This is a genomic window from Aeromicrobium sp. Leaf291 (assembly GCF_001423365.1).
In the GTDB taxonomy this organism is placed as follows: domain Bacteria; phylum Actinomycetota; class Actinomycetes; order Propionibacteriales; family Nocardioidaceae; genus Aeromicrobium.
Genome location: NZ_LMNM01000001.1, coordinates 841,991 through 864,796 on the forward strand (window position 1 = coordinate 841,991; position 22,806 = coordinate 864,796).

Annotated in this window: 24 protein-coding genes and 1 tRNA gene; 10 read left to right on the plus strand and 15 right to left on the minus strand. The window is 72.3% G+C overall.

The features are described 5' to 3' along the window. Window positions 1–23: 23 nt before the first annotated feature. Complete coding sequence (gene galE, locus ASF35_RS04225) at window positions 24–1,040, minus strand: UDP-glucose 4-epimerase GalE (protein WP_055963259.1); 1,017 nt, start codon at window positions 1,038–1,040, stop codon at window positions 24–26. Window positions 1,041–1,126: 86 nt separating this feature from the next. Here galE and ASF35_RS04230 point away from each other — a divergent pair, with 86 nt between their 5' ends. Next, window positions 1,127–1,606: a CoxG family protein gene (locus ASF35_RS04230; protein ID WP_055963262.1), complete on the plus strand. Its 480-nt coding sequence runs from the start codon at window positions 1,127–1,129 to the stop codon at window positions 1,604–1,606. A gap of 10 nt (window positions 1,607–1,616) precedes the next feature. Here the strand turns inward: ASF35_RS04230 and ASF35_RS04235 are convergent, their stop codons facing one another. The 10 genes from ASF35_RS04235 to ASF35_RS04275 form a co-directional block, all read right to left on the minus strand. Next, the gene (locus ASF35_RS04235) at window positions 1,617–2,744 is read right to left on the minus strand and encodes an LLM class flavin-dependent oxidoreductase (RefSeq protein ID WP_055963266.1); all 1,128 of its coding nucleotides are present in this window, start codon (window positions 2,742–2,744) and stop codon (window positions 1,617–1,619) included. A 65-nt stretch (window positions 2,745–2,809) separates the two neighbouring features. Next, window positions 2,810–3,994: an SfnB family sulfur acquisition oxidoreductase gene (locus ASF35_RS04240; protein ID WP_055963269.1), complete on the minus strand. Its 1,185-nt coding sequence runs from the start codon at window positions 3,992–3,994 to the stop codon at window positions 2,810–2,812. Beyond that, window positions 3,991–4,458, minus strand: a complete 468-nt coding sequence (locus ASF35_RS04245) for an OsmC family protein (protein ID WP_055963272.1) — start codon at window positions 4,456–4,458, stop codon at window positions 3,991–3,993. Before ASF35_RS04245 ends, ASF35_RS04240 begins: the two co-directional genes overlap by 4 nt. Before the next feature lie 170 nt (window positions 4,459–4,628). Beyond that, a complete protein-coding gene (locus ASF35_RS04250) occupies window positions 4,629–5,882 on the minus strand; it encodes an acyl-CoA dehydrogenase family protein (protein ID WP_055963276.1) in 1,254 nt (417 codons plus the stop codon). Window positions 5,883–5,983: 101 nt separating this feature from the next. After that, window positions 5,984–7,120: a dimethylsulfone monooxygenase SfnG gene (gene sfnG / locus ASF35_RS04255; protein WP_055963279.1), complete on the minus strand. Its 1,137-nt coding sequence runs from the start codon at window positions 7,118–7,120 to the stop codon at window positions 5,984–5,986. Window positions 7,121–7,222: 102 nt separating this feature from the next. Further along, window positions 7,223–7,708 (minus strand): flavin reductase family protein, encoded by a 486-nt coding sequence (locus ASF35_RS04260; protein WP_055963281.1) that lies wholly within the window; start codon window positions 7,706–7,708, stop codon window positions 7,223–7,225. A 117-nt stretch (window positions 7,709–7,825) separates the two neighbouring features. Next, window positions 7,826–8,713: a phenylalanine 4-monooxygenase gene (locus tag ASF35_RS04265; protein ID WP_055963284.1), complete on the minus strand. Its 888-nt coding sequence runs from the start codon at window positions 8,711–8,713 to the stop codon at window positions 7,826–7,828. A gap of 145 nt (window positions 8,714–8,858) precedes the next feature. Continuing rightward, the gene (locus tag ASF35_RS04270) at window positions 8,859–9,500 is read right to left on the minus strand and encodes a DinB family protein (protein WP_082495362.1); all 642 of its coding nucleotides are present in this window, start codon (window positions 9,498–9,500) and stop codon (window positions 8,859–8,861) included. Window positions 9,501–9,544: 44 nt separating this feature from the next. Beyond that, the gene (locus tag ASF35_RS18305) at window positions 9,545–9,709 is read right to left on the minus strand and encodes a hypothetical protein (protein WP_200931717.1); all 165 of its coding nucleotides are present in this window, start codon (window positions 9,707–9,709) and stop codon (window positions 9,545–9,547) included. Between the two features lie 15 nt (window positions 9,710–9,724). Then, window positions 9,725–10,090 carry a carboxymuconolactone decarboxylase family protein gene (locus ASF35_RS04275; protein ID WP_055963290.1) on the minus strand — a complete coding sequence of 122 codons (366 nt, stop codon included), beginning with the start codon at window positions 10,088–10,090 and terminating at the stop codon, window positions 9,725–9,727. Window positions 10,091–10,171: 81 nt separating this feature from the next. Here ASF35_RS04275 and ASF35_RS04280 point away from each other — a divergent pair, with 81 nt between their 5' ends. After that, complete coding sequence (locus tag ASF35_RS04280; protein ID WP_055963293.1) at window positions 10,172–10,426, plus strand: metal-sensitive transcriptional regulator; 255 nt, start codon at window positions 10,172–10,174, stop codon at window positions 10,424–10,426. 5 nt (window positions 10,427–10,431) lie between these two features. On the opposite strand, the gene ASF35_RS04285 is transcribed toward ASF35_RS04280, so the two are convergent. From ASF35_RS04285 to ASF35_RS04295, 3 genes are read right to left on the minus strand one after another with little or no spacing between them, the layout of a single operon-like run. After that, complete coding sequence (locus tag ASF35_RS04285) at window positions 10,432–11,727, minus strand: D-arabinono-1,4-lactone oxidase (RefSeq protein WP_055963297.1); 1,296 nt, start codon at window positions 11,725–11,727, stop codon at window positions 10,432–10,434. Between the two features lie 19 nt (window positions 11,728–11,746). Beyond that, the gene (locus ASF35_RS04290; protein ID WP_055963301.1) at window positions 11,747–12,940 is read right to left on the minus strand and encodes an alanine racemase; all 1,194 of its coding nucleotides are present in this window, start codon (window positions 12,938–12,940) and stop codon (window positions 11,747–11,749) included. Between the two features lie 58 nt (window positions 12,941–12,998). Then, a complete protein-coding gene (locus tag ASF35_RS04295; protein WP_055963304.1) occupies window positions 12,999–13,409 on the minus strand; it encodes a hypothetical protein in 411 nt (136 codons plus the stop codon). Between the two features lie 90 nt (window positions 13,410–13,499). On the opposite strand from ASF35_RS04295, the gene ASF35_RS04300 reads away from it, so the two are divergent. The 6 genes from ASF35_RS04300 to ASF35_RS04325 all read left to right on the plus strand — a co-directional run bounded on the left by ASF35_RS04300 (window position 13,500) and on the right by ASF35_RS04325 (window position 19,376). Next, window positions 13,500–13,572, plus strand: a tRNA-Thr gene (locus tag ASF35_RS04300). Between the two features lie 334 nt (window positions 13,573–13,906). Further along, the gene (locus tag ASF35_RS04305) at window positions 13,907–14,488 is read left to right on the plus strand and encodes an ureidoglycolate lyase (protein ID WP_055963307.1); all 582 of its coding nucleotides are present in this window, start codon (window positions 13,907–13,909) and stop codon (window positions 14,486–14,488) included. Further along, window positions 14,485–16,866: a xanthine dehydrogenase family protein molybdopterin-binding subunit gene (locus ASF35_RS04310; RefSeq protein WP_055963310.1), complete on the plus strand. Its 2,382-nt coding sequence runs from the start codon at window positions 14,485–14,487 to the stop codon at window positions 16,864–16,866. Before ASF35_RS04305 ends, ASF35_RS04310 begins: the two co-directional genes overlap by 4 nt. Then, window positions 16,863–17,687, plus strand: coding sequence for a xanthine dehydrogenase family protein subunit M (locus tag ASF35_RS04315; RefSeq protein WP_055963315.1), 825 nt, complete (start codon window positions 16,863–16,865; stop codon window positions 17,685–17,687). Before ASF35_RS04310 ends, ASF35_RS04315 begins: the two co-directional genes overlap by 4 nt. Then, a complete protein-coding gene (locus ASF35_RS04320; protein ID WP_055963319.1) occupies window positions 17,684–18,202 on the plus strand; it encodes a (2Fe-2S)-binding protein in 519 nt (172 codons plus the stop codon). Before ASF35_RS04315 ends, ASF35_RS04320 begins: the two co-directional genes overlap by 4 nt. Before the next feature lie 157 nt (window positions 18,203–18,359). After that, entirely contained in the window at window positions 18,360–19,376 is a 1,017-nt protein-coding gene (locus tag ASF35_RS04325; protein ID WP_055963322.1) for a LacI family DNA-binding transcriptional regulator, read from the plus strand. 63 nt (window positions 19,377–19,439) lie between these two features. On the opposite strand, the gene ASF35_RS04330 is transcribed toward ASF35_RS04325, so the two are convergent. Beyond that, window positions 19,440–20,420, minus strand: coding sequence for an oxaloacetate decarboxylase (locus tag ASF35_RS04330; protein ID WP_156364874.1), 981 nt, complete (start codon window positions 20,418–20,420; stop codon window positions 19,440–19,442). A gap of 152 nt (window positions 20,421–20,572) precedes the next feature. Between ASF35_RS04330 and ASF35_RS04335 the strand changes: the two genes are divergently transcribed. Together ASF35_RS04335 and leuC are read left to right on the plus strand one after the other, a co-directional pair. Continuing rightward, window positions 20,573–21,376 (plus strand): SDR family NAD(P)-dependent oxidoreductase, encoded by an 804-nt coding sequence (locus ASF35_RS04335; RefSeq protein WP_055963328.1) that lies wholly within the window; start codon window positions 20,573–20,575, stop codon window positions 21,374–21,376. Beyond that, window positions 21,376–22,788: a 3-isopropylmalate dehydratase large subunit gene (gene leuC, locus ASF35_RS04340; protein WP_055963331.1), complete on the plus strand. Its 1,413-nt coding sequence runs from the start codon at window positions 21,376–21,378 to the stop codon at window positions 22,786–22,788. The genes ASF35_RS04335 and leuC overlap by 1 nt, the downstream gene beginning before the upstream one ends. The last annotated feature ends 18 nt before the right edge of the window (window positions 22,789–22,806 follow it).

Below are 22,806 nucleotides of genomic sequence, written 5' to 3' on the forward strand. Positions count from 1 at the left end.
AGTGTCCGAGACGGGGTGACTGGTCAGGCGTCGTAGCCCTGGGGGTTCTGCGACTGCCAGGTCCAGGTGTCGCGGCACATGTCGTCGACGGTGCGCGAGGTCGTCCAGCCCAGCTCCTGCTCGGCCTTGCTCGGGTCGGCCCAGAAGGCGGGCAGGTCGCCGGGTCGGCGGTCGACGACGTCGTAGGGGATCTCGCGTCCGCTGGCGCGCTCGAAGGCGTGGATCATCTCCAGCACCGACGTGCCCTGACCGCTGCCGAGGTTCCAGGCGTGCACGCCCGGCTCGTCGGCGAGGATCGCGTCGAGGGCGACCACGTGGCCCTCGGCGACGTCCTGGACGTGGATGTAGTCGCGCTCGCACGTGCCGTCCGCCGTGGGGTAGTCGCCGCCGAAGACCGACAGCCGCTCACGTCGGCCCACCGCCACCTGGGCGATGAACGGCACCAGGTTGTTGGGGGTGCCCTGCGGGTCCTCGCCGATGCGGCCGGAGGGATGGGCGCCCACCGGGTTGAAGTAGCGCAGGAGCGCCACCCGCCAGGCGGGGTCGGCCGCGGCGACGTCGGTGAGGATGCGCTCGGTCATGACCTTCGTCTGGCCGTAGGTGCTCGAGGAGTCCAGCGGCTGGAAGTCCTCGACGTAGGGGACCGGTGCCTTCTCGCCGTACACGGTGGCCGAGGACGAGAACACGAGCGTGCGCACGTCGTGGGAGCGCATGGCCTCGAGGAGGGTGAACGTGGATCCCATGTTGTTGGCGTAGTACTCGAGCGGCTTCTGGGTGCTCTCGCCGACCGCCTTGAGCGCGGCGAAGTGGATGACGGCGTCGAACCCGCGACCCAGCACCGCATGCGTTGCCGTGCGGTCGGTCAGGTCGACCTCGTGCAGAGCGACGTCGCGACCGGCGAGCTCGCCCACGCGACGCACCGCCTCGGCCTTGCCGTTGACGAGGTTGTCGACCACCTCGACGTCGTGACCCTGCTCGAGGAGGGTGAGGACGGTGTGGGAACCGATGTAGCCGGCACCGCCGGTGACGAGGACACGCATGGCGTCACGCTACCGAGGCGCCGGCAGCCGACCCAGCCTGCCGTCGCCGACGCGCGGTCCGGTGCTTCTGCGGGCAGGATCGACGCATGACCTGGTTCTCGTCGAAGCGTTCGTCGTCCGCCGTCGTCACGGCCGACCGGGAGCAGGTGTGGGCGGTCCTCACCGACCCCGACGCCGTGGCCGACATGACGCCGCTCGTGCGCAGCATCGAGGTCGACGGCGACCACTGGCGCTGGTCGATGGACGAGGTGCCCGGCCTCGGCGTCAGCATCGCGCCCGCGTTCACGGTGCGCATGGAGTCCGACGAGCCGAGCCGGCTGTCCTTCACGCACGACCCGCCCGAGGGCGAGCGTGAGCGGGCCGGCGTCGAGGGCGTCTACACGCTCACCGAGCACGAGCAGGGCACCCTGCTCGACATCGACCTCGAGGTCCGGGTCGACCTGCCCCTGGCGAAGCTGGCCAAGCCCGCGGTGAGGACCGCGATGGACGGGGTCCTCGCGACCATGGGTCGCGGCTTCGGCCGGGCCCTGCTCGACCGCCTCGACGCCGACCAGGTCGACGCCTAGGCGCGCGGCGTCACTCCGCGAGCCCCCGAGCGCTCAGGATGGGCCGGACGCCCTCGGCGAACCAGTAGGCCTCCTCCACGTGCGGGTAGCCGGAGAGGACGAACTCCTCGATGCCGATGTCGGCGTACTCGCCGATGAGGTCGGCGACCTCGCCGTGGCTGCCGACGAGCGCCGTGCCCGCGCCGCTGCGCACCAGTCCCACGCCCGCCCAGAGACCGGGGTGGACCTCGAGGCTCCGGGCGCTCGTGGGTGCCACCCCGCCGTGCAGCTCGCGCATGCGTCGCTGGCCCTCCGACTCGCTGTCCGCCAGAGCCGCCTGCGCCTTCGCGACGTCGGTCGGGTCCAGCTCGGCGAGCATGCGGTCGGCCACCGCCCAGGCGTCCTCGCTCGTGTCGCGGCTGATGGTGTGCAGCCGGATGCCGAAGCGCACCTCGCGACCCTCGTCGGCCGCGAGCTTGCGGATCCACGCGATCTTCTCGGCGACCGCGTCGGGCGCCTCGCCCCAGGTGAGGTAGGTGTCGACCTGCCGCGCGGTGACGGGTCCGGCAGCCGCGGACGAGCCACCCAGGTAGATCGGTGGCACCGTGCCCGGCTGTCGAGTGCGGGCGTCCTCGACGTCGTAGTGCTCACCGGTGAACGACGAGCCGGCCTCGGTGAAGGCGTCGCGGAAGACCTGCAGGAACTCCTCGGCCCGGCGGTAGCGGTCGTCCTTGGTGACGCGATCGCCGAAGCGCAGCTGCTCGGACGGGTCACCGCCCACCACGACGTTCAGCAGGAGGCGGTCGCCGGACACGCGCTGGAACGTCGACGACATCTGCGCGAGCAGCGTCGGACTGATCAGGCCCGGGCGCAGGGCGATGAGGAACTTCAGCCGGCTGGTGTGCGCCAGCAGCGCCGAAGCGACGATCCAGGCGTCCTCGCACGGGGTGCCGGTCGGGGTCAGGACCCCCTCGAAGCCGAGCCGCTCGGCGGTGCGGGCGACGTCGACGAGGTAGTCGAGGTCGGGCTCGCGGTACCGACCGGCGGTGTTCTCGGCGCCACCGCCGCGCGCCACGTCGGCCGGCACGGAGTGCCCACCGCCGACGAGGGTGCGACTGTCGCCGGTGGTGGGCAGGAACCAGTGGAACGTCAGGCTCATGAGACGAGCATGACGCCGCGACAGAAGGTCGACCGCTGGTCCCACATCCCGGACTCGTCCACCGACTACACCTGCGCCGTGCGTGGCGGGGGTGTCCCGGCGACGGCCCATCGGCCCAGGTGCTGCAGCTTCCAGCGCACGGGGTCGTGGAGCGTGTGGGTGCGTGCGTTGCGCCAGTGCCGGTCGTGGGCCCCGGTGGCCGTGCCGCGTGCGGCCGAGCGGGTGCCGCCCAGCTCGAACCCCACCGACGTGACCTCGAGGGCCGCTCGGTCGCCCAGCACCTTCGCGGCGGCCACGGAGAGCGACGCCTCGGTGGCGGCCGCGTCGGACGGCTCTCGCCACGTGGCGTCGACGGCGCGTGCGGCGACGTCGAGCGCGGCCTCGGCGGCACGGACGGCCACCTCCAGCTCGCCGTAGCGCTGGACGAGCAACGGATCGTCCTGTGCGCGGTCGACCCCGGACTCGAACCAGGGCCGCGAGGACGTACGGGTGAAGGTCGCCGCGTCGGTCAGCGCGCCTCGCGCGATGCCCACGTCGATCGCTGCGTGCAGCAGCTGGGCGAAGGCCCCGTAGCCGTGCGGACCGCCGACCGCGGCCTCCCGCTCGGCGACGTGGGTCAGTGGGACGCGCACGGCGTCGAGCCGCACCGTGCCGCTGGCGGTGGTGCGTTGGCCGAGGGCGTCCCAGTCGTCGATCACCGAGACGCCGGGCGTCTCGGCCGGCAGGAACGCGATGCGGTCCGCACCGTCACGGTCGCGGGCCAGCACGGCGAGCCAGTCGGCCAGCACGCTCCCGGTGGCGTAGAACTTCTCGCCGTCGACCACGGCCCACCCCTGGTCGTCGATCCGGACGCGGGTGGCGATGTCGGTGACGGTCGCTCCCGTGCGCTCGGACTGCGCGTTGGCCACGCGGGCTCCCCTGAGGACGTCCCCGAACAGCTGCTCCTGGAGGGCGGGGGACCCGGCGATCTCGGCGAGTCGCAGGTACACGAAGTGGCTCTGGGGCACCTGCGCGACGCTCGGGTCGACCGTGGCGAGCAGCCGCAGGAGCTCGGCCGCCTCGACTGCCCCGCCGCCCGGTCCGCCGTGGGTGGCCGGCACCGTGACGGCCAGGGCGCCGAGCGCGGACAACAGGTCGAGCTCCGCGCGCGGAAGGGCCCGCTCCCGGTCGCGCTCGCCCGCTCCTGCGGCGATGGTCGGCAGGTGCTCGGCGACGGTCACGACGAGCTCGGACGGCGGGACGGTGCTCACGACGGCAGGGGCTCGCGGGTCCAGGAGGACCGGAAGTCCAGCCCGCTGCGCTGGAAGAGCTGGGTGACGGGGCAACGGCGTTCGAGCTCGCTCACGAACCGGTCGAAGGCGGCCTCGTCGGCATCGGTCTCGACCGTGGCGACGACGCTGACGGCGCGGAAGTTCGCGTCGCCCTCGGCGCCGCCGACGAACACGGACGGATCGAGGTCGCCCTGGGCGTGGAAGGTGAACGCGCCGAGGGTGAGGCCGAGGTCCTTCGCGACGAGGGTTGCGGTGATCTGGTTGCACGACGTGAGCGCGCCGAGCGTGTACGCCAGCGGGCTGGGGGCCGCGTCGGATCCGCCGAAGGCCGGGTAGGTGTCGGCGTGGAAGACGTGGGCGTTGTCACCTCCGACCGTGATCTGCTGCGCGACACCGTGGCCGGTGCTCTCGACGACGAACGGGACGAGGGTGGTGGTGCTCATGAGGGGTCCTCTCGATGGGTGGTGCGACCAGCGTCGACCTCGCGGTCGACGCCTGGGTCGCGTGTCGAGCAGTGGGCTGGTCTGCGTGAAGGGCAGCGGGGTGCTAGGCCCGGGCGGGGACCGGTGCGTGACCGGTCACCCGCCCGAGCGGTCCTGGGTGGGGGAGGGGCTCACGTGTACCAGCTGGGCTCGGGGATCTTCCCGAGCAGCGCGTACTCGCCGACCTCGCGACGCTTGTACGCCACGGGGTCGTGGAGCGTGTGCGTCCGCGCGTTGCGCCAGAACAGGTCGAGGCCGACCTTGTTGCTGGATGCCCGCGCCCCGGTGAGCTCGAAGATCCTCGTGCCCACCTCGAGGGCGACGTCGTTCGCGAGCTGCTTGACCGCGGCCACCCGCACGGCCACCCGCCCACGTGCCTCGGGCGTCAGGTCCTCGCGCGGCGCGTGGAGAAGGGTGGAGATCTCCCGGCCCACCTCGTCGGCCAGGGCCTCGGCGGCCCACAGCTGGCTCTGGAGTCGGCCGTAGCCCTCCAGGACGTACCACTCCTCGCTCGCGCTGGCCTTGTCGTCGCCGCCGTAGGGCCACGGTCGCGTGGTCGAGCGGGTGTAGGCGGTCCCCGCCTTGAGGCCACCTCGCGCGATGCCCAGGTAGAAGTTGCTGAAGACGAGCTGGATCGTCGGCAGGTTGAGGGTGCCGTAGACCAGCTCGACCAGCTCCTTGTCGACGTAGCCGGCGGCGGCCGCCCACGGCACTCGGACGTCCGTGATGGTGACGCCCCCGGACTCGGTGAGCCGCTGGCCGAGGTTGTCCCAGTCGTCGTGGAACACGATCCCGGGCTGGTCGCTGGGGACGATCGCGAAGATGTGCTTCTCGGTGCCGTCGAGGACACCCTCGAGGACGGTGAGGTCGCTGACCTTCGAGCCGGTCGAGAACGACTTGCGACCGTTGTAGACGATCTCGTCCCCCTCGTCGCGGATGGTGAGGTCGCCGTCACGGGGGTTCACGGCGCCGCCGAAGAAGAGGTTGCCGGTCGTGTAGAGCTCCTCGACCGCGGTGATCTGCTCGGGCGTGCCCACGAGGCGGACCGCCCAGGCCCACAGGTAGTGGTAGGCCAGCAGCTGGCCGATGGACCCGTCGCCGGAGGCGACCTCACGCACGACCTGGTACGCGAGGTCCCACGTCTGGCCCGCGCCGCCGTGCTCGGCGGGACCGAGCAGCGTGACGAGGCCGGCATCCTTGAGCAGCTGAACCTCGGCCGTGGGCACGGCCTGGGCGCGATCGCGCTCGACGGCGTCCGCCGCCAGGATCCCGGCGACGTCGGCCGCTCGCTCGAGCCAGCCCTCGCGGGTGGTGGGTCGGGCCTGGTCGGCCCAGGGGGAGGAGGTGACGGCCTCCTGCACGGTGATGTTCTCGGTGGTGGTCATAGTCTTGCTCCTGTTCCTTGCGCTAGTGGGGAATGCCGCCCGTCGGGGTCTCGCCACCCCGGCGGGCACCCGCCGGCCTCTGCCGCCGGGGGATCGTGGTGTCAGGCCGACGTGAGGGCGTCCTCGCCGAGGGTCCCGGCCTCGACGGCCTGCGTCTCGAGCTCCCGGACGATCGGCAGCACCTTCTCGCCGAAGTACGCGATGTCCTCGAGGTAGTGCAGGAAGCCGAGCAGGAACAGGTCGACGCCGCGCTTCTTGTACTCGACGATGCGGGTGGCCACCTGCTCCGGCGTGCCGACGAGCCCGGTGCGGAACCCGTCGTTGTACTGGACGAGGTCCCGGAAGGAGGAGTCGGCCCACATCCCCTTGCCGTCGCTCGTGCTGCTGCCGGCCTGCTGGACGGCCTGGCGGAAGCCCTCGACGGCGTCGGGGTTCGCCTTCGCGATGATCTCCTCGAGCACGTCCCGGGCCTCGGCCTCGGAGTCGCGGGCGACGACGAAGCCGTTGAGGCCGAACCTCACCTGCCCCTCGCGTCCGGCGATCGACGCGTTCTGGTTCACCTCGAGGTACTGCTCGGTGAAGCCGTCGAGGTCCTTGCCGTTGGAGAAGTACCAGTCGGCCACCGAGCCGCCGTTGCGGCGGGCTGCCGTGGAGTTGCCGCCCTGGAAGATCTCCGGGTGCGGACGGCCCGGCACGTCGACCGGTCCAGGCTTCAGGGTGAAGTCGTGGATCCGGTAGAAGTCGCCGCGGTGCTCGAACCCCTCCTCGGTCCAGAGCCCTCGCAGCACGCGGATGAACTCCTCGCTGCGGCGGTAGCGCTCGTCGTGCTCCAGCCACGGCTCGCCGAGGCCGGTGAACTCGTCCTTGAACCAGCCGGACACGACGTTCACCGCCGCGCGACCGCCGGAGATGTGGTCGGCGGTGATGATCCACTTGGCCAGCACCGCCGGGTGCCAGAGACCGGGGTGGACGGCGGCGATGACCTTGAGCTTCTCCGTCTGGGTGAGCAGGCCGAGGCTGAAGCTCGTCGACTCGTGCTGCTGGTCGGCGCCGTACGACGCGGTGTAGCGGACCTGGCTGAGGGCGTACTCGAAGCCGACCTGCTCGGCGAGCTGGGCGACCTTCACGTTGAAGTCGTAGCTCCAGTCGGTGCGCTGCTCGATGGTGCTGGTGACGAGTCCGCCGGAGACGTTGGGGACCCAGTACGCGAACTTCAGGGGATCGGTGCTGATGGGCATGGCGAAGCAGCCCCTTCCTGGTGAGAGGTGATGGAGGTGGTGAGGAGGTGGCGGGGTCGGCTCAGTCGTGACATCGCTCGGCGAGCGGCGAGTGGACTCGCATCAGAACGCCTTGTGGGTGCCGAAGGTGCGCTGCCAGTAGGTGAGCGGCTGGTGGTCGCCGGTCTCGGCGGACACGACGGTGCCGAGGACGAGCACGTGGTCGCCCGCCGGCACGGTGCCGGTCACGTCGGCCAGGACCCAGGCATGGACGTCGTCGAGGCGCGGTGCGCCGTCGTCGCGCCACCCGATGTCGGCGAAGCGGTCGTGGACCTTCGTCGCGAACCGCAGGGCGACCTGGTCCTGGTGGGCCGCGAGCACGTTGACACCGAAGCGCCCGCCGCGCTGCAGGCGGGCGAGAAGGCTCGACGTCCGCGACAGGGACAGCAGGATCATCGGCGGGTCCATCGAGAGCGACATGACGCCGCTCAGGGTGGTGCCGTGCGGGCGCCCTCCGGCCGACGTCGTGACGATGGTGAGCCCGGTGGCGAAGTTCGCCATGGCGTTGCGCAGGGCCGTCTCGAGCGTGGTGTCCACGGACACGGTCATCTCGTCCTCCCCAGGTGTGCGGTGGTGATGTGTCCACCGTGGACCGCGGGGAGGGGGTCGTGGCACCTGCTCAGGAGGTGGGACGTCCTGGGGCGTCCGGTCGGCCCGTGCTAGTCGTCAGGCAGCGGTCGCGCGCAGGGCGTTGATCGAGTCGTCGGTGCAGGTGTCCCAGAACCCGCCGACCGCGTCCTCCACGTGGGCGAAGGAGTCTGCCGCGAACAGCACGTCCTGGTAGTGGGTGATGTCGTAGTCGGTGGTGCCCATGGCCACGACGTCGAGCGGCTTGATCGTCATGCCGCGGAACTCCTCGATCTCGCCGGGGCTCGACAGGATTCCCGCGCCGAAGGCCTTCAGGCCGTCGGGCTCGTGCACCACGCCGAACTCGAGGGTGAACCAGAAGACCCGGCTGACGAACTCGAGCGCCTCGGCCGTCTCGACGCGACGGGCCGCCTGGCCCGCGGCCTCGTACAGGCGGGTGAACCGGGGGTTGGCGAGCGTGTTGCCGTGCCCGACGACCTCGTGCAGCACGTCGGGCTCGGGCGTGTAGAGCGGGACGGAGTGGTGGCGCACGTACTGGGTGGCCCAGAAGCCGTGGTCGGCGAGGGCGCCGTAGAACTCGCGCAGGGGCACGAGCCCGGCGGCAGGGCGGTACCGGAAGCCGGTGATCGGCTCCAGCCGGTCGGACAGCTCCTCGAGCTGCGGCACGCGGTTGAGCGGGAGGTCGAGGGCGGCCTTGCCGTCGAGGAACTCGCGGCAGGCGTAGGTCTCGTGCTTGGCGAGGAGGTCCTCGCTCACGACGCGCCACACCTCGTGCTCGGCGTCGGTGTAGGGCGCCTCGGGGGCGGGCTCGCCGGGCTCCCACCGGTGGGCGAGCGTGGCCAGGAGGTCACGGCGCTCGCGGTACTCCGGGTCGTGCAGCCCGGGGTGGTCGGCGCCCAGCTCGACGGTCATCCGGCCGTCGTCGGTCTGCTTCACGGGGGCGAAGTACTGGCCTTCCTCGAACACGGGTCCTCCTGTCCGCGGACGACCGGGTGGGGGTCCGCCATGGGTGGGAGCGGTGCCGGGGTGAGGCACGCGCCGATGACGCAGCGATGTGGTGCTGGTCACATCCATCCAACCATGGGCCCACACGGACCGGAAGGTCGTGGCGCTACTCGCCCGTCGAGCCGTCGATCGCCTCGCGCAAGAGGTCGGCGTGGCCGTTGTGGCGGCAGTACTCCTCGATCATGTGCACGACGATCCATCGCAGGGAGAGCGGCTCTCCCGTGCCGCGCCAGGGGCGCACGCCGAGGGTGTCGAGGCCGTCGGTCGCCGCCTCGAGTGCGGCGTCGGACCTCGCGACGGACTCCTTCCAGAGCGTCAGGACGTCGGCCGGGTCGTCGTCGACCGCCGAGTGCCAGTCCCAGTCGGCGTCGGCCTGCCAGTCGGTGCTCCGCCAGGGCTCGGACGGCTCGCGTCCGAGGAACACCTCCCCGAACCAGGAGTCCTCGACGTAGGCGAGGTGCTTGAGCATCCCGCCCAGCGTCATGGTCGACGGAGGGTGCGTCGCGGCCAGCTGGTCACGGGTCAGCCCCTCGAGCTTCCACGCGAGCGTGCGGCGGTGGAAGTCCAGGAAGCCCCGCAGCGTCGACATCTCGTCACCCGCGAAGGGCGGATCGATCCGGCCGTGCTCATCGGCCGCCCGCGGCCCGGCACCCCCGCCGTGCTCATCGGCCGCCCGCGGCCCGGCACCCCCGCCGTGCTCATCGGCCGCCCGCGGCCCGGCACCCCCGCCGTGCTCATCTGTGGTCATCCCTCACTCCAGCACGTGGCCGGGGAGCGCGGCAAGAGGACGCGTCAGCGACCGAGGAGGCGGCGCAGCACCCCACCGCTGCGGGGCTCGTCGGGATGTCCGGCGCACCACTGGTCGTCGGGGACCGTGGCGCGCACCTGGGCGACGTGCTGGCCGCAGCCGGCCCAGGTGGTCTTGGAGCAGGTGGAGCAGGTCACGGGTCGGCACATGTCGGGACTCCTGGGTCAGGGGGTGGTGGGTGCGGGCCCGTCCTCGGGCGCGAACTCGCAGAACGCGTCGTAGGCGCGCGGGCCGTGGATGGTGGCGGGGCCGCCGTGCATGAGGAACGTGACGCCGATGGCCTCGGCGGCCTCCTGGCGGGTGGCGCCGGCGCGGGCGGCGGCCTGGGCGTGCGACGCGATGCATCCGTCGCACCCCTCCACGACGCCGATCGCGAGCGCGACGAGCTCCTTGGTGCGGACGTCGAGGGCGCCGTCGGCGAAGGCCGCGCGGTGCAGCTCGCCGAAGCCCGCGTAGACGTCGGGGACAGCGCGCCGGAGGGCGCGGTGCAGGGGCGACAGCTCGTCGAGCACGGCCTTTCCGTGGGTCATGAGGGAATCTCCTCTCTATCCCCCTGGGGGGATCCTGTCAGGACGCTATCACACATCCCCCTGGGGGGTTAAGATGCGAGCATGCACCTGGAGCCCGAGGACACCAAGGCCGTCGCCCTTCGCATGAAGCGCGCCCACGGCCACCTGGCCAGCGTCATCCGCATGCTGGAGGAGGGCGCGGAGTGCGAGGACGTCGTCACGCAGCTGGCCGCCGTGAGCAAGGCCCTCAGTCGCAGCGGCTTCGCCCTCGTGAGCACGGGGATGCAGAAGTGCGTCACCGAGGGCGAGGACGTCGACGTCGCCCGGCTGGAGAAGGTCTTCCTGTCGCTCGCGTGAGGCCCCTACCCGAGCACGCGCTCGAGGTAGGGGTTCGAGAACACGCGGTGCGGGTCGAGCTCGTCGCGGATCGCGACGAAGTCGTCGAAGCGGGCGTACCGACCGCTGAGGTAGTCGGCCCCGAGCGTGTGCATCTTGCCCCAGTGCGGTCGTCCCTCGTGCGCGGTGAACACGTCCTGCGCGGCCGCGAAGTACGCCGTCGGGTCGACCCGGTGGTACTGGTGCACCGCCACGTAGCAGTTGTCGCGCTCGTGCCCTGTCGACATCCACACGTCGTCGGCGGCCGTGAACCGGACCTCGATCGGGAACGACACCGTCTCGTGTCCCGCGCCGAACCACTGCTGAAGCGACGCGATCACCTCGGGCAGGGCCGCCCGCGGCATGGCGAACTCCGACTCGCGGAACCGGACGCGCCGCGGGGAGACGAACACCTCGTGGGAGTGGTCCACGTACTCGCGGGCCGACAGCGCCGACCCGCTCAGGTGGTTGATGCGCGGCACGAGTGACGGAACGCGACGGCCCACCCGGTTGGCCACCTCGAACAGGCCGTTGCTCAGGAGCTCGTCGTCGACGAGGTGCCGCACCCGCCCCACGGGTGCGCGCTCGGACCCGTCCGGCACCCTGTTGTTGCGCTTGACGAGCGCCTTCTCCGTATGCGGGAACCAGTAGAACTCGAAGTGGTCGTTCTCCTCGACGAGCTCGGGAAGCCGGTCCAGCACCTCGGGCAGCGCCATCGGCTCCTCGCGGGCGTGCAGCAGGAACGTCGGCACGCACTGGAGCGTCACCTCGGTCACGATCCCCAGCGCGCCGAGCGTGACGCGGGAGGCCCCGAACCACGGGTGCTGCTCGTCGATCTCCATCACGTCGCCGTCGGCGGTGACGAGCTGCACCCCGACCACCGCTGCGGAGATGCCGTGCAGTCGGTGGCCCGTCCCGTGGGTGCCCGTGGACACCGCGCCCGCCACCGACTGGGGGTCCACGTCGCCGAGGTTCGGCAGCGCCAGCCCCAGCGCGAGCAGGCGTGGGTTGAGCGCGTGCAGCGAGATGCCCGCCTGCACCCGCACCCGAGACGTGGCGGCGTCGTGTCCGAGCACGGCGTCCATCCTGTCGAGCCGCAGCAGCACGCCCTCGGTGGCCGCGATCGGCGTGAACGAGTGGCCGGCGCCGTAGGCCTTGACCGGCAGTCCCTCGGCGCGTGCCGCGCGCACCGCCTCGACCACCTCCTGCGTCGACGCCGGGTGCAGCACCCGCCGCGGGTGCGCTCGGACGCTGCGGGCCCAGTTCTGCCACAGGACGCTCATCGCGCCGCCGACCGCTCGCTCATCCGAAGTTCTTCCCTTCTCCGCGATACGTGGGCACCGTCTCGGCGCGGCCGGCGTCGTCGACCAGCGTGACCGCGTCGAAGCGCTCGCACATCTCGCCGGCCTTGGCGTGGCGGAACACCACGCGGTCGCCGATGCGCAGGCCGCGGGCCGCCTTGCCCCTCACCGGGGTCTGCACCTCGCCCACCCCCTCGGTGCCGAGGAGCGTGAGCCCCTCCGGCCACACCGGAGTGGGCATGCGGTTGGCCTGCGCCGGCCCGGACGCCGTGTAGCCGCCGGCGAAGCACGTGGCCACGTCCTTGGCGGGCCGGCGGACGACGTCGAGCACGAAGTAGGCCGCCGGGTGCGCCTCGAACGCGTCGTATCCGTCGAAGAGCGTGGGGGTGAACAGCCCCGAGCCCGCCGTGAGCTCGGTGATGGCGGGATCGGCCCCGGTGACCTCGAGGCTGCCGGTGCCGCCCGCGTTCACGATCTCGAGGTCGGCGTGCTGCGAGACGGCGCGGACGACGTCGCCCCGACGGTGCGCGAGCTCGGTGCTGGAGATCCGCTTGACCATGCGGACGGCCGGCGACGTGTCCGGCAGCCCCGCGACCTGCGCGTCGTAGAACATGACGCCCACGAGGTCGAAGCCCGCGTGGGCGCTGACGGCGCGGGCCAGGGCGCCCGCCTGCTTGGCCGAGTGCACGGGCGAGCGGCGCACGCCGAGGTGGATCGGGTGGACCCCGAGGACGCCAGGACGCAGGGAGGCGTCGACGTCGAGGCAGACGCGCAGCTCGGGGTGGGACCCTCCGACGAGGGTGTCGACGACCCGGAGGGCCTCGACCGAGTCGATCATCAGCGTGATCGCCGCCCGGCGCCGCTCGCCCTCGATGCTGCGCTCGGTGAGGAGGAGCAGACCCGCGCGGTCGACGGTCGGGTAGGCGAGCAGCACGTCGTCGGTCACGCCCTGGTCGACGAGCCAGCAGCTCTCCGCCAACGAGTAGGACATGACGCCGGCGAAGCCCGGACGGGCGAGCGTGCGCTCGATGACCGACCGCACCCGCACCGACTTGCTGGCCACGCGGATCGGCACGCCGGCTGCGCGCCGCACGAGGTCGTCGGCGTTGGCCCACAGTGCCGGGGCGTCGAGCGCCGCGAGGGGAGCCGAGAGTGGAGCGGTGGCCGAGAGCAGGCGTGCGAAGGGTGCGCTCACCCGCTCAGGATGGCACGACCTGGAGGGTCAGCGGGAGGGCCCGGACGCAGGCGCGTGCTCAGTCGCCGAGCAGGGGGCCGAGCAGGCCGTCGAGCAGGCCGGGAGTCGCGCTGGGCTCCGGCGCGGCGCTCGACGGAGCGGGAGCGGGGCGCTGGGTGGTGGCCGCCGGTCGGGGCGAGCTGGCGCGAGGAGCCGACGTGCGAGGGGCCTTCGACGGTGCCGCCGTCGCGCGGTCCGACGGCTTGGGGTCGGCCGGCTCGTCGGTGCCGTCGGAAGCCTTCGTGGGTCGCGGTGTGGGCGACGGCTTCGTCGTGGGCGGCGTCAGGGACGTGGTCGGGATCCCGGCCGGCGCGTCGCTCGCGCTCGACCGGTCGCCGCCACCCGTGGCGGACACGAGGGCGACCGTGCCCACGGTGAGCATGGCCATCACCGCGAAGGCAGTGGTCAGGCTGACGGTGCGAATGCGCATGGGGTCCTCGATGATCGGCGGCGTCGTCCACGGTAGAGGAGGACGTGCACCCCTGTCTGTGACGGCAGTCGCCCTACGATGGGTCGGTACGCCTCCGTAGCTCAGTTGGTAGAGCGCCTCACTTGTAATGAGGATGTCGCGGGTTCGACTCCTGTCGGAGGCTCTGATTCGACGGTGGATATGAGCGCGCCGCACGTCGACTCCTGTCGGAGGCTCTGATTCGACGGTGGATATGAGCGCGCCGCACGTGTCATGAGGATGTCGCGGGTTCGACTCCTGTCGGAGGCTCTGATTCCTCCCGAGGTGCAGGCTCGATATGAGTGCGCCGCACGTGTCATGAGGATGTCGCGGTTCGACTCCTGTCGGAGGCTCCGCCGCCGGGCGGGGCGCCAGGTCGCGCGGGTCGAGGTCCGTCCGGCTGCTGGTCAGCCCTCTTGACAGGCCCTCTCGCATCTGTCTGAATACGTATTCAGACCGCTGCATCCGCAAGGAGCCCCATGTCCGACGTCACCGCCCCCACGACGCTCATGGCCGTCGTCCCCGAGCCCTTGACCGCCGAGGCGTTCGCGCCGTACGGCGAGGTCATCAGCACCGCCGGGCGCGAGTCGCTCGGCTACGACCTCTACGGCGACCGCGACGACAACTTCGTCGCCGGCTCCCTCGAGAGCGACCACCACGTCGAGGTCCTGCTGACCCGCCAGCACATCCGCGAGTACCGGATCAACTTCCTGGAGCGGCACTTCGAGATCGCCCAGGCGTTCATCCCGCTCGGCGGCAACCCGTTCCTGTGCGTCGTGGCCCGCCCCGACGCCCCCGAGGAGAACGGCATCCCCCGCCTGGACGAGGTGCGGGCCTTCTGGGTCCCGGGCGACGCCGGGCTCACGCTGCACCGCGGGACGTGGCACGAGCCCCCGTTCCCGCTGTCGAGCGGCGCGACGATGGTGGTCACGAGCCACCGGGCGCTCACCGAGGCGCTCGGCTCCACGCCGGACGAGAACGGTGAGATCCACTGGGGCGACGTGGACAAGCGGCACGTCACGGGCCGCACCGGCGTCGAGCTGCGGATCCAGCTGCCGTGACCGCGGGGGTGGCGCCGACCCACGTCGGTTCACGGACCCGACGACTGCGCGGTGACGCCTTCCTCACGGGCCGCGCGCGCTACGTCGGCGACATCCGTCCGGCCGGTGCGCTGCACCTCGCGATCCTGCGGAGCCCGCACGCACACGCGCGCATCGTCGACGTCGACCTCGAGGCGGCACGCCGGAGCCCCGGCGTGGTCGCGGCGCTCGACGGCGTCGGCGCTGCCGAGCTGGCCGACCCGATCCCGCACTTCATCGACCCTGCGACGTTCGGCGGGCGCAGCGTCGAGGTGCGCTGCCTCGCGCTCGGCGAGGTCGTCCACGTGGGCCAGCCCGTGGCAGCGGTCGTCGCCGAGACGATCCACGACGCCGAGGCCGCGCTGGACGCGATCTCGGTGGAGTACGAACCGCTGCCGCACGTCCTCGATGCGGTGCGGGCCCTCGAGTCGACCGCGCCGCGCGCATACGCCGACTGGCCGGACAACGTGGTCATGGCCGGCTCGTACACCCAGGGCGACGTCGACGAGGAGCTCACGCGCTGCGAGCGCGTGCTCACGACGACCATGACGATCCAGCGCTACTCCCAGCAGCCGATGGAGACCCGCGGCTACGTGGCGACCTGGGACGAGCAGACCCGGCGCATGACGCTGCACGGCTCGTGCCAGAACCCGCACCCCCTGCGAGCCGTGCTGGCCTCGGCCCTGCGCCTCGGTGAGGAGCAGGTGCAGGTCGTGGTGCCCGACGTCGGCGGCGCGTTCGGCCTCAAGATGCACGGCCACCCCGAGGAGCCGCTCGTCTGCGTCTTGAGCCGGATCACTGGCCGCCCGGTGCGCTGGACCGAGCGGCGCAGCGACTGCCTGCTCGTGGGCGGACGCGAGCAGCACCACGAGGTCACGGTCGGCTTCGACGGCGACGGCCGCGTGCGCGCGCTGCGCGACGACCTGGTCGCCAACGTCGGCGCCCTCGGCGCCGCGCCCGGCTGGGGCATGGCCTACCTGACCGCGCTCGCCTTCCCCACGGGCTACGACGTCCAGGTCGTCGACGCACGCTTCCGGATCGTGGCGACGAACAAGTCGCCGTGGAACGCCTCGCGCGGGTACGGCAAGGAGGCCACGAACCTCATGATGGAGCGCGTCATGGACCTCGTGGCGCGCGAGCTCGGCCTCGACCCCGCCGAGGTGCGGCACCGCAACCTCATCGCCGACGACGCCTTCCCGTACAAGACCACCGCCGGGCTCAACATCGACAGCGGCCAGTACCACCTGGCGCTCGACCGGGTCCGGGCGCTCGTCGACGAGCCGGGCGTCCGCCGCGGGCAGCGGGAGCAGTCGGCCGACGCGACGGTGCGCACCGGCCTGGGCCTGGCCTTCGAGCTGACGCCGGAGGCCGGCGGCACGCCCGGCACCCTGGTCGGCGGCTTCGACACCTCGACCGTCCGCGTGGCGCCGAGCGGACAGGTCACCGTCCTGACCGGCGTCACCTCGCCCGGCGGCGGCAACGACACCGGCATCGCCCAGATCGTCGCCGACCGGCTCGGCGTCGCGCCTGCGGCGATCACCGTGGTGCAGGGCGACACCGACCGCTGCCCCTACGGCTTCGGCAACTTCAGCGGACGGAGCATGGTCGTGGGCGGCAGTGCCGCCGCGCTCGCCGCCGAGGACATCGCCCTGCGCCTGCGGACCGTGGCAGCGTCGCTGCTCGACGTCACCGTCGACGAGGTCGTCCTCGCCGATGGCCGGGCTCGGGCGGGCGACCGTTCGTGCCCGCTCGAAGAGGTCGCCCTCACGGTGTACTCGCAGGCGTTCGGCGTCGCCGACGGCGTCACGCCGGCGCTGGAGTCGACGCGGGTCTACAAGCCCGACAACCTGACGTTCGTGCCCGACGAGCACGGTCGGCCGCAGACCTACCCGACCTACTCCTACGCGGTGCACGCCGCCGTGGTCGACGTCGACGTGGAGACGGGCATCTCGACGGTGCGCCGCTTCGGCGTCGTGCACGACTGCGGGACGGTCATCAACCCCACGCTGGTGGAGGGCCAGATGCACGGGGCCGTCGCCATGGGCATCGGCGCCGCGCTGATGGAGTCGATCGTCCACGACGACGACGGTTGCCTCGTCACGGACCGTCTCAAGCGCTACCTCATGCCGCGCGCGGGGGACCTGCCCGACATCGAGGTCGAGCACCTGGTGACCCCGAGCCCCTTCACCCTGCTCGGCGCCAAGGGCGCCGGCGAGGCGGGGGTCGGCGGCGCACTGTCGGCCGTGGTCAACGCGATCGACGACGCCCTGGCGCCACTCGGTGTCGTGCTCGACCGGCTGCCCCTGACCCCGCCCACGGTCCTGGCCGCCTTGCAGACGGCCGAGGGGAGGAACGCATGATCCGCCACCGGTTCCGCCACGAGCGGCCGACGGCGCTGGCCGACGCGGTGGCGGTGCTGGCCGAGGCCGGGCCACGTGCCCGCGTGCTGGGCGGTGGCACCCTGCTCGTCCCCGAGATGGTCGCGGGCGAGGCGTCCCCGGACCACGTGGTCGACCTCGGAAGACTGGGCCTGCAGCCGGTCCGCCTCGACGGGGACGACCTCGTCCTCGCGGCCACCGCCACCTACGCCGACGTGCTGGCGGACCCGCGGGTCGCCGAGCACGCGCCCACCCTCGTCGCGATGGCCTCCGGCGTCACGGGGGGCGTGCAGCTGCTCAACGCGGCGACGCTCGCCGGGTCCGCCTGCCAGGCGGCACCCGGGTCGGACGTCCCCGGCTGCCTCGCGGCGCTCGACGCCCGCTTCCGCCTGGCCAGCGAGGAGGGCGTGCGCGAGGTCGGCGTCGACGCGTTCTTCCTCCAAGCCCACCGCACCGCCCTGCGACCGGACGAGCTGCTCCTGGAGATCGTGCTCCCGAGCACGGCGGGACGCGCGCACGGGTACGTGAAGCTCAAGCACGCGGCGAGCTCGTGGCCGATCGCGACCGGGGCGTGCGTCCTCGACGCGGACGGCCGGCGTGTGCGGGTCGCCATCGGCGCGGCCGGTCCCGTCCCCGTCGTCCTCGAGCGGGACGTGGCCCCCGGGGCCGGGGCGCTCGCGGCCGAGGTGGCGGCGCTGCTGCAGCAGACCTGGGACGACGTCCTGGCCGACGCCGGCTACCGGCGCAGCGTCGCGCCCGTCGCCGCCCGACGAGCTCTCGAGCAGGCAGGAGTCGCACCATGAGCCACGATCCGACGGCTGCGTCGCAGGACGCGCCGATCCGGCTCAGCGTCAACGGCGAGGACCGTGCGGTCGCCCTCGACCCGCGCCTCACGTTGCTCGAGCTGGTACGTGAGGGTCTCGGTCTCACCGGCACCCACCTCGGCTGCCAGACGGGCGACTGCGGCGCCTGCACGGTGGCGCTCGACGACCGCAGCGTGAAGTCGTGCATGGTGCTCGCAGGCAGCGTCGACGGCGCCGCGCTGACGACGATCGAGGGCTTCGCCGGAGGGTCCGCCCCCGTCGAAGGGGCCGAGCAGCTCGACGTCGTGCAGGAGTCCTTCTGGGACGAGTACGGGTTCCAGTGCGGGTTCTGCTTGCCTGGGATGCTGTTCGCCACGCGCGAGCTGCTCGCGACGAACGCCGACCCGACGGACGAGGAGATCCGCGCGGCACTGGTCGGCAACCTGTGCCGATGCACCGGCTACCACAACATCGTGCGCGCGGTCCGCGAGGCGGCCGCGCGGATGCGGGCCTGAGCCCGCCGAGGCTGCTGTCCCGGCGGGGTGGTGCCCGGCTCGCCCGGACCACGGTCGGGAGTCCGTGCGCGGCTGCGAATCTTTTGCGGATACGTATGCGCTGGTAGTAGCCTGCGCGCAGTCAGACGGTCAGGCCGACGAGAGGCACGGGGTCCACGTGGTCACCAGCAGGGACGTGGCGTCGGCCGCGGGCGTGTCCCAGGCGACGGTCTCGCGAACGCTGTCGGGCGCCGCGGGCGTCTCCGAGGAGATCCGGGCCCGTGTCATCAAGGCCGCCGAGGAGCTCGGCTACGAGCTGAACTTCGCAGCGCGGGCCATGCGGCTCAAGCGCAGCGGCACGATCGGTGTGGTCGTGGACCGCGTCACCAACCCGTTCTACCCCGAGGTCATCGAGTCCCTGTCGCGCACCCTCGACAGCCTGGACCTGCGGATGATCCTGTGGGACTCCCAGGGAGCGGGGGAGAAGGGCGCCATCCAGGCGATCGGCCAGAAGATGGTCGACGGCCTCATCTTCACCACGGCCACGAGCACCTCCACCGCCCTGCGCACCGCGCTGGACGCCGGGGCCCCGCTCGTGCTCGTCAACCGCATCGTCGAGGGGGTGCGCTGCGACCAGGTCGACTCCGACAACGCGTCGGTCTCCTCGCGGGTGGCGCACTACTTCGCCGTCAACGGCAGGGTCCGGGCCGGCCTCATCACGGGCTCGCCCGACGCGAGCACCGCCCACGACCGGAGGGTCGGCTTCGTGCGGGGTGCGGCGGCGCACGGTGTGGAGATCCCGTCGGAGTTCGTCATGGACGGCCGCTTCTCCCACCGCGGCGGCTACGAGGCGTTGCAGCGAATGTTCGAGCACCCCGACCCGCCCACGGCAGTCTTCTGCAGCAACGACCTCAGCGCCTTCGGCGCCCTCGACGCGGCCCGTGCCGCCGGCATCGTCGTGCCCGACGACCTGTGGATCGTCGGGTACGACGACGTCGACATGGCCTCCTGGGAGGCGTTCAGCCTCAGCACCGCTCGCCAGCCGGTCGAGGAGATGGTGCGCGTGGGTGTGCACCTGCTCCTCGAGCGCATCGACAGCCCGCGGCGTCCGTCGACGCATCAGCGTTTCGTCAGCGAGCTGGTCGTGCGCGACTCCACGGGTTGGGTGCCGGTCCCCGAGCGCGCGCTCGTCTGAGCGGCCGCTGCCCGATCGGCGCCCACCGGGTGGGTGCCGCGTGCCGGGCCGGGCCCGGGCGGGTCAGCCCCGCTCGGGCAGCTGGGTGAGGACGGCCGCCTCGAGGTCGTCGACGCGACCCTGGCCCATCAGGGCGTTCATCTCGTCGAGGCTCATCATCTGCGGCTGCCACGCGGCGGTCGACCCCGCGTCGCGGATCCCGGCGTAGAGCTCGGAGATGACGCGCCCCGCGAGCCGGAGCGCGGCCGTGGGGTACAGCGCGATCGCGTAGCCCATCGCGTCGATCTCCTCGAGCGGCAGGATGGGGGTGCGGCCGGACTCGGTGAGGTTCACGATCAGCCGGCCCGGGATCTCGGTGGCGATGCGCTCCAGGTGCTCGCGGCTCTCGGGCGCGTCGACGAAGACGGCGTCGACACCGAGGTCGTGGTAGCGCTTGCCCCGCTCGATCGCCTCGTCGACGCCGAGCGGGCCCAGCGCGTCCGTCCGGGCGATGACGAGGGCGTCGGCGCGGGTCCGCACGGCGGCGGCGACCTTGCGCTCCATCTGCAGGACCGGGATGACCTCCTTGCCCTGCATGTGGCCGCACCGCTTGGGCGCGACCTGGTCCTCGATCTGCACCGCCGCGGCGCCGGCCTGCTCCAGGCGGCGCACGGTGGCCGCGACGGCGGTGACGTCGCCGTAGCCGGTGTCGGCGTCGACGATGACCGAGACGGGCGTGCTCGTCGTGATGGCCGCGACCGCGTCGACGACGTCGGTCATGCCGGTGACGCCGAGGTCGGGCTGGCCGTGGCGCCACGCCGCCACGGCGTACCCGCTGAGGTAGAAGGCCTCGAAGCCGGCCGCCGCGGCGCAGTGCGCCTCCAAGGGCGTGCCGCCGCCGGGTGCCGCGAGGACCCCGTCGCGGTCGAGGAGGCCCCGCAGGGTGTCGCCGGGGCTGGTGCGGGGCGTCGTCGTCATGGCGGTCCTGTCGTCGGGGAGAAGATGGGGCGTGGGCCGCCGGTGCTCGGCGTCGGCGGTCGCGGTCGAGTATACGTATTCAGCCACGTGGGCTCTACCCCTTCGTCGCTCTGTGAGATTGTCTCGCGAAAGCGTTGACGACGCGGCAGCGCGATGCTTGTATACGTATACAGACACCGAGCGAAGGACCGGAACATCCGGATCCAGGGCGGCAGCCGCCCACTGAGACGGGAGACCGCATGCGTGAGGACCAACCGCACACCCCCCCTCTGGCGGGTCGCGTCGCGGTGGTCACCGGTGGCGCTCGTGGCATCGGCCGCGAGATCGCCCTGGCGGCGGCCGAGGCCGGGGCGCGTGTCGCCGTCACGGCGCGCCGGGTCGAGGACGCGCAGGGCACGGTCGACGACATCGTCGCCCGTGGCGGCGAGGGACTCGCCGTCGCGCTCGACCTGTCCGTGCGTGAGCAGGTCGCGCCCGCCTTCGCCCAGGTCGTCGAGTCCTTCGGCGCGCTCGACGTGCTCGTGTGCAACAGCGGCGTCGGTGGTCCGTCGGCGGCCCTGTGGTCGGTCACCGACGAGCAGTGGGACGACGTCGTCGACGTCAACCTCACCGGCACCTTCCTGTCGATCCGCGCGGCCACGCCCCACATGGTCGAGGCCGGCCGGGGCGTTGTGCTGGTGATCGGCTCCATGACGGGGAAGCGTCCACTGCTGCACCGGGCCCCGTACGCCGCCACCAAGCTCGCGATGGTCGGTCTGTGCCGGACGCTCGCCCTCGACCTCGGCGAGCACGGCGTCCGCGCGAACGTGGTCTCGCCGGGGTTCGTCGCGGGCGAGCGGCTCGAGTGGGTCATCGAGAACCAGGCGACGGCGCTCGGCTCCGACGTGGCCACCGTCCGCGAGGAGCTGCTCGACGGCACCCCGCTCAAGCGGTTCACCACCGCCGAGGACGTGGCGGCTACCGTCGTCTTCCTCGCCAGCGACGCGGCATCCGCGATCACCGGTGAGGACGTCAACGTCTCCTCCGGGCTGGTGATGTACTGATGACCGGCACCCTCTTCGACAAGGTCTGGGACCAGCACGTGGTTCGGTCCGCGCCGGGTGAGGCCGACCTGCTCTACGTCGACCTGCACCTCGTGCAGGAGGTCTCGAGCCCGCAGGCGTTCAGCCAGCTGCGGCTCGACGGCCGACCGGTGCGGCGCCCGGACCTGACCCTGGCGACCGCCGACCACGCGGTGCCGACACTGGGCCGTGGGCTCGCGCTCGCCGACGACACGGCACGCCTGCAGGTCGAGACCCTGACGCAGAACTGCGAGGACTTCGGCGTCCCGCTGTACGGCGTCGGTGACCCCCGTCAGGGCATCGTCCACGTGATCGGCCCAGAGCTGGGCCTCACGCAGCCGGGGATGACGATCGTCTGCGGCGACAGCCACACCTCCACGCACGGCGCGTTCGGCGCCCTGGCGTTCGGCATCGGGACCTCGGAGATCGCCCACGTCCTCGCCACCCAATGCCTCCCCCAGCAGCGGCCCCGCACGCTCCTCGTCGAGGTGAGCGGCGAGCTCGGCCCCGGCGTCACCGCCAAGGACCTGGCCCTGACCCTGATGCACGAGCTCGGCACGGGCGGCGCCGCGGGCTACGCGGTCGAGTACCGCGGCGACACCGTCAGCCGGTTGTCGATGGAGGGTCGCATGACCCTGTGCAACATGACCATCGAGATGGGTGGTCGGATCGGCATGGTCGCGCCGGACGAGACCACGTACGCCTACCTGCGCGACCGCCCGTTCGTGGCGGCGATGGACCAGGGTCTCGACGAGCTCGTCGCCACCTGGGCCGAACTGCGCAGCGATCCCGACGCGGCCTTCGACGCGATGCGCCACGTCGACGCCACCTCCGTCGTGCCCATGGTCAGCTGGGGCACGACGCCCGCCATGAGCGTGCCCGTCACGTCGCGCGTGCCGCTGCCGGACGATCAGCCCGACCCCGACGCCGCGCGTCGCGCCCTGGAGTACATGGGACTGCAGGGGGGCGAGGCGCTCCAGGACGTCGCGATCGACCGGGTGTTCATCGGCTCGTGCACGAACGGCCGCATCGAGGACCTGCGCGCCGCGGCCGACGTGCTGCGCGGTCGTCACGTCGCCCCCGGCGTCGAGGCGATGGTCGTCCCGGGCTCCGCGGCGGTCCGTCGCCAGGCCGAGGAGGAGGGCCTCGGCGAGGTCTTCGAGGCCGCCGGGCTCTCCTGGCGCACGCCCGGTTGCTCGATGTGCGTCGGGATCAACGACGACCGCCTGTCGGCCGGCCAGCGGTGCGCGTCGACCTCCAACCGCAACTTCGAGGGTCGTCAGGGCGCCGGAGGGCGCACGCACCTCGTCTCCCCGACCATGGCCGCCGCCGCGGCCCTCCACGGACACCTCGTCGACGTGCGCGAGGTCCTCGCCTCGTCGACCGCACCATGACCACCCCTCCCCACCGGG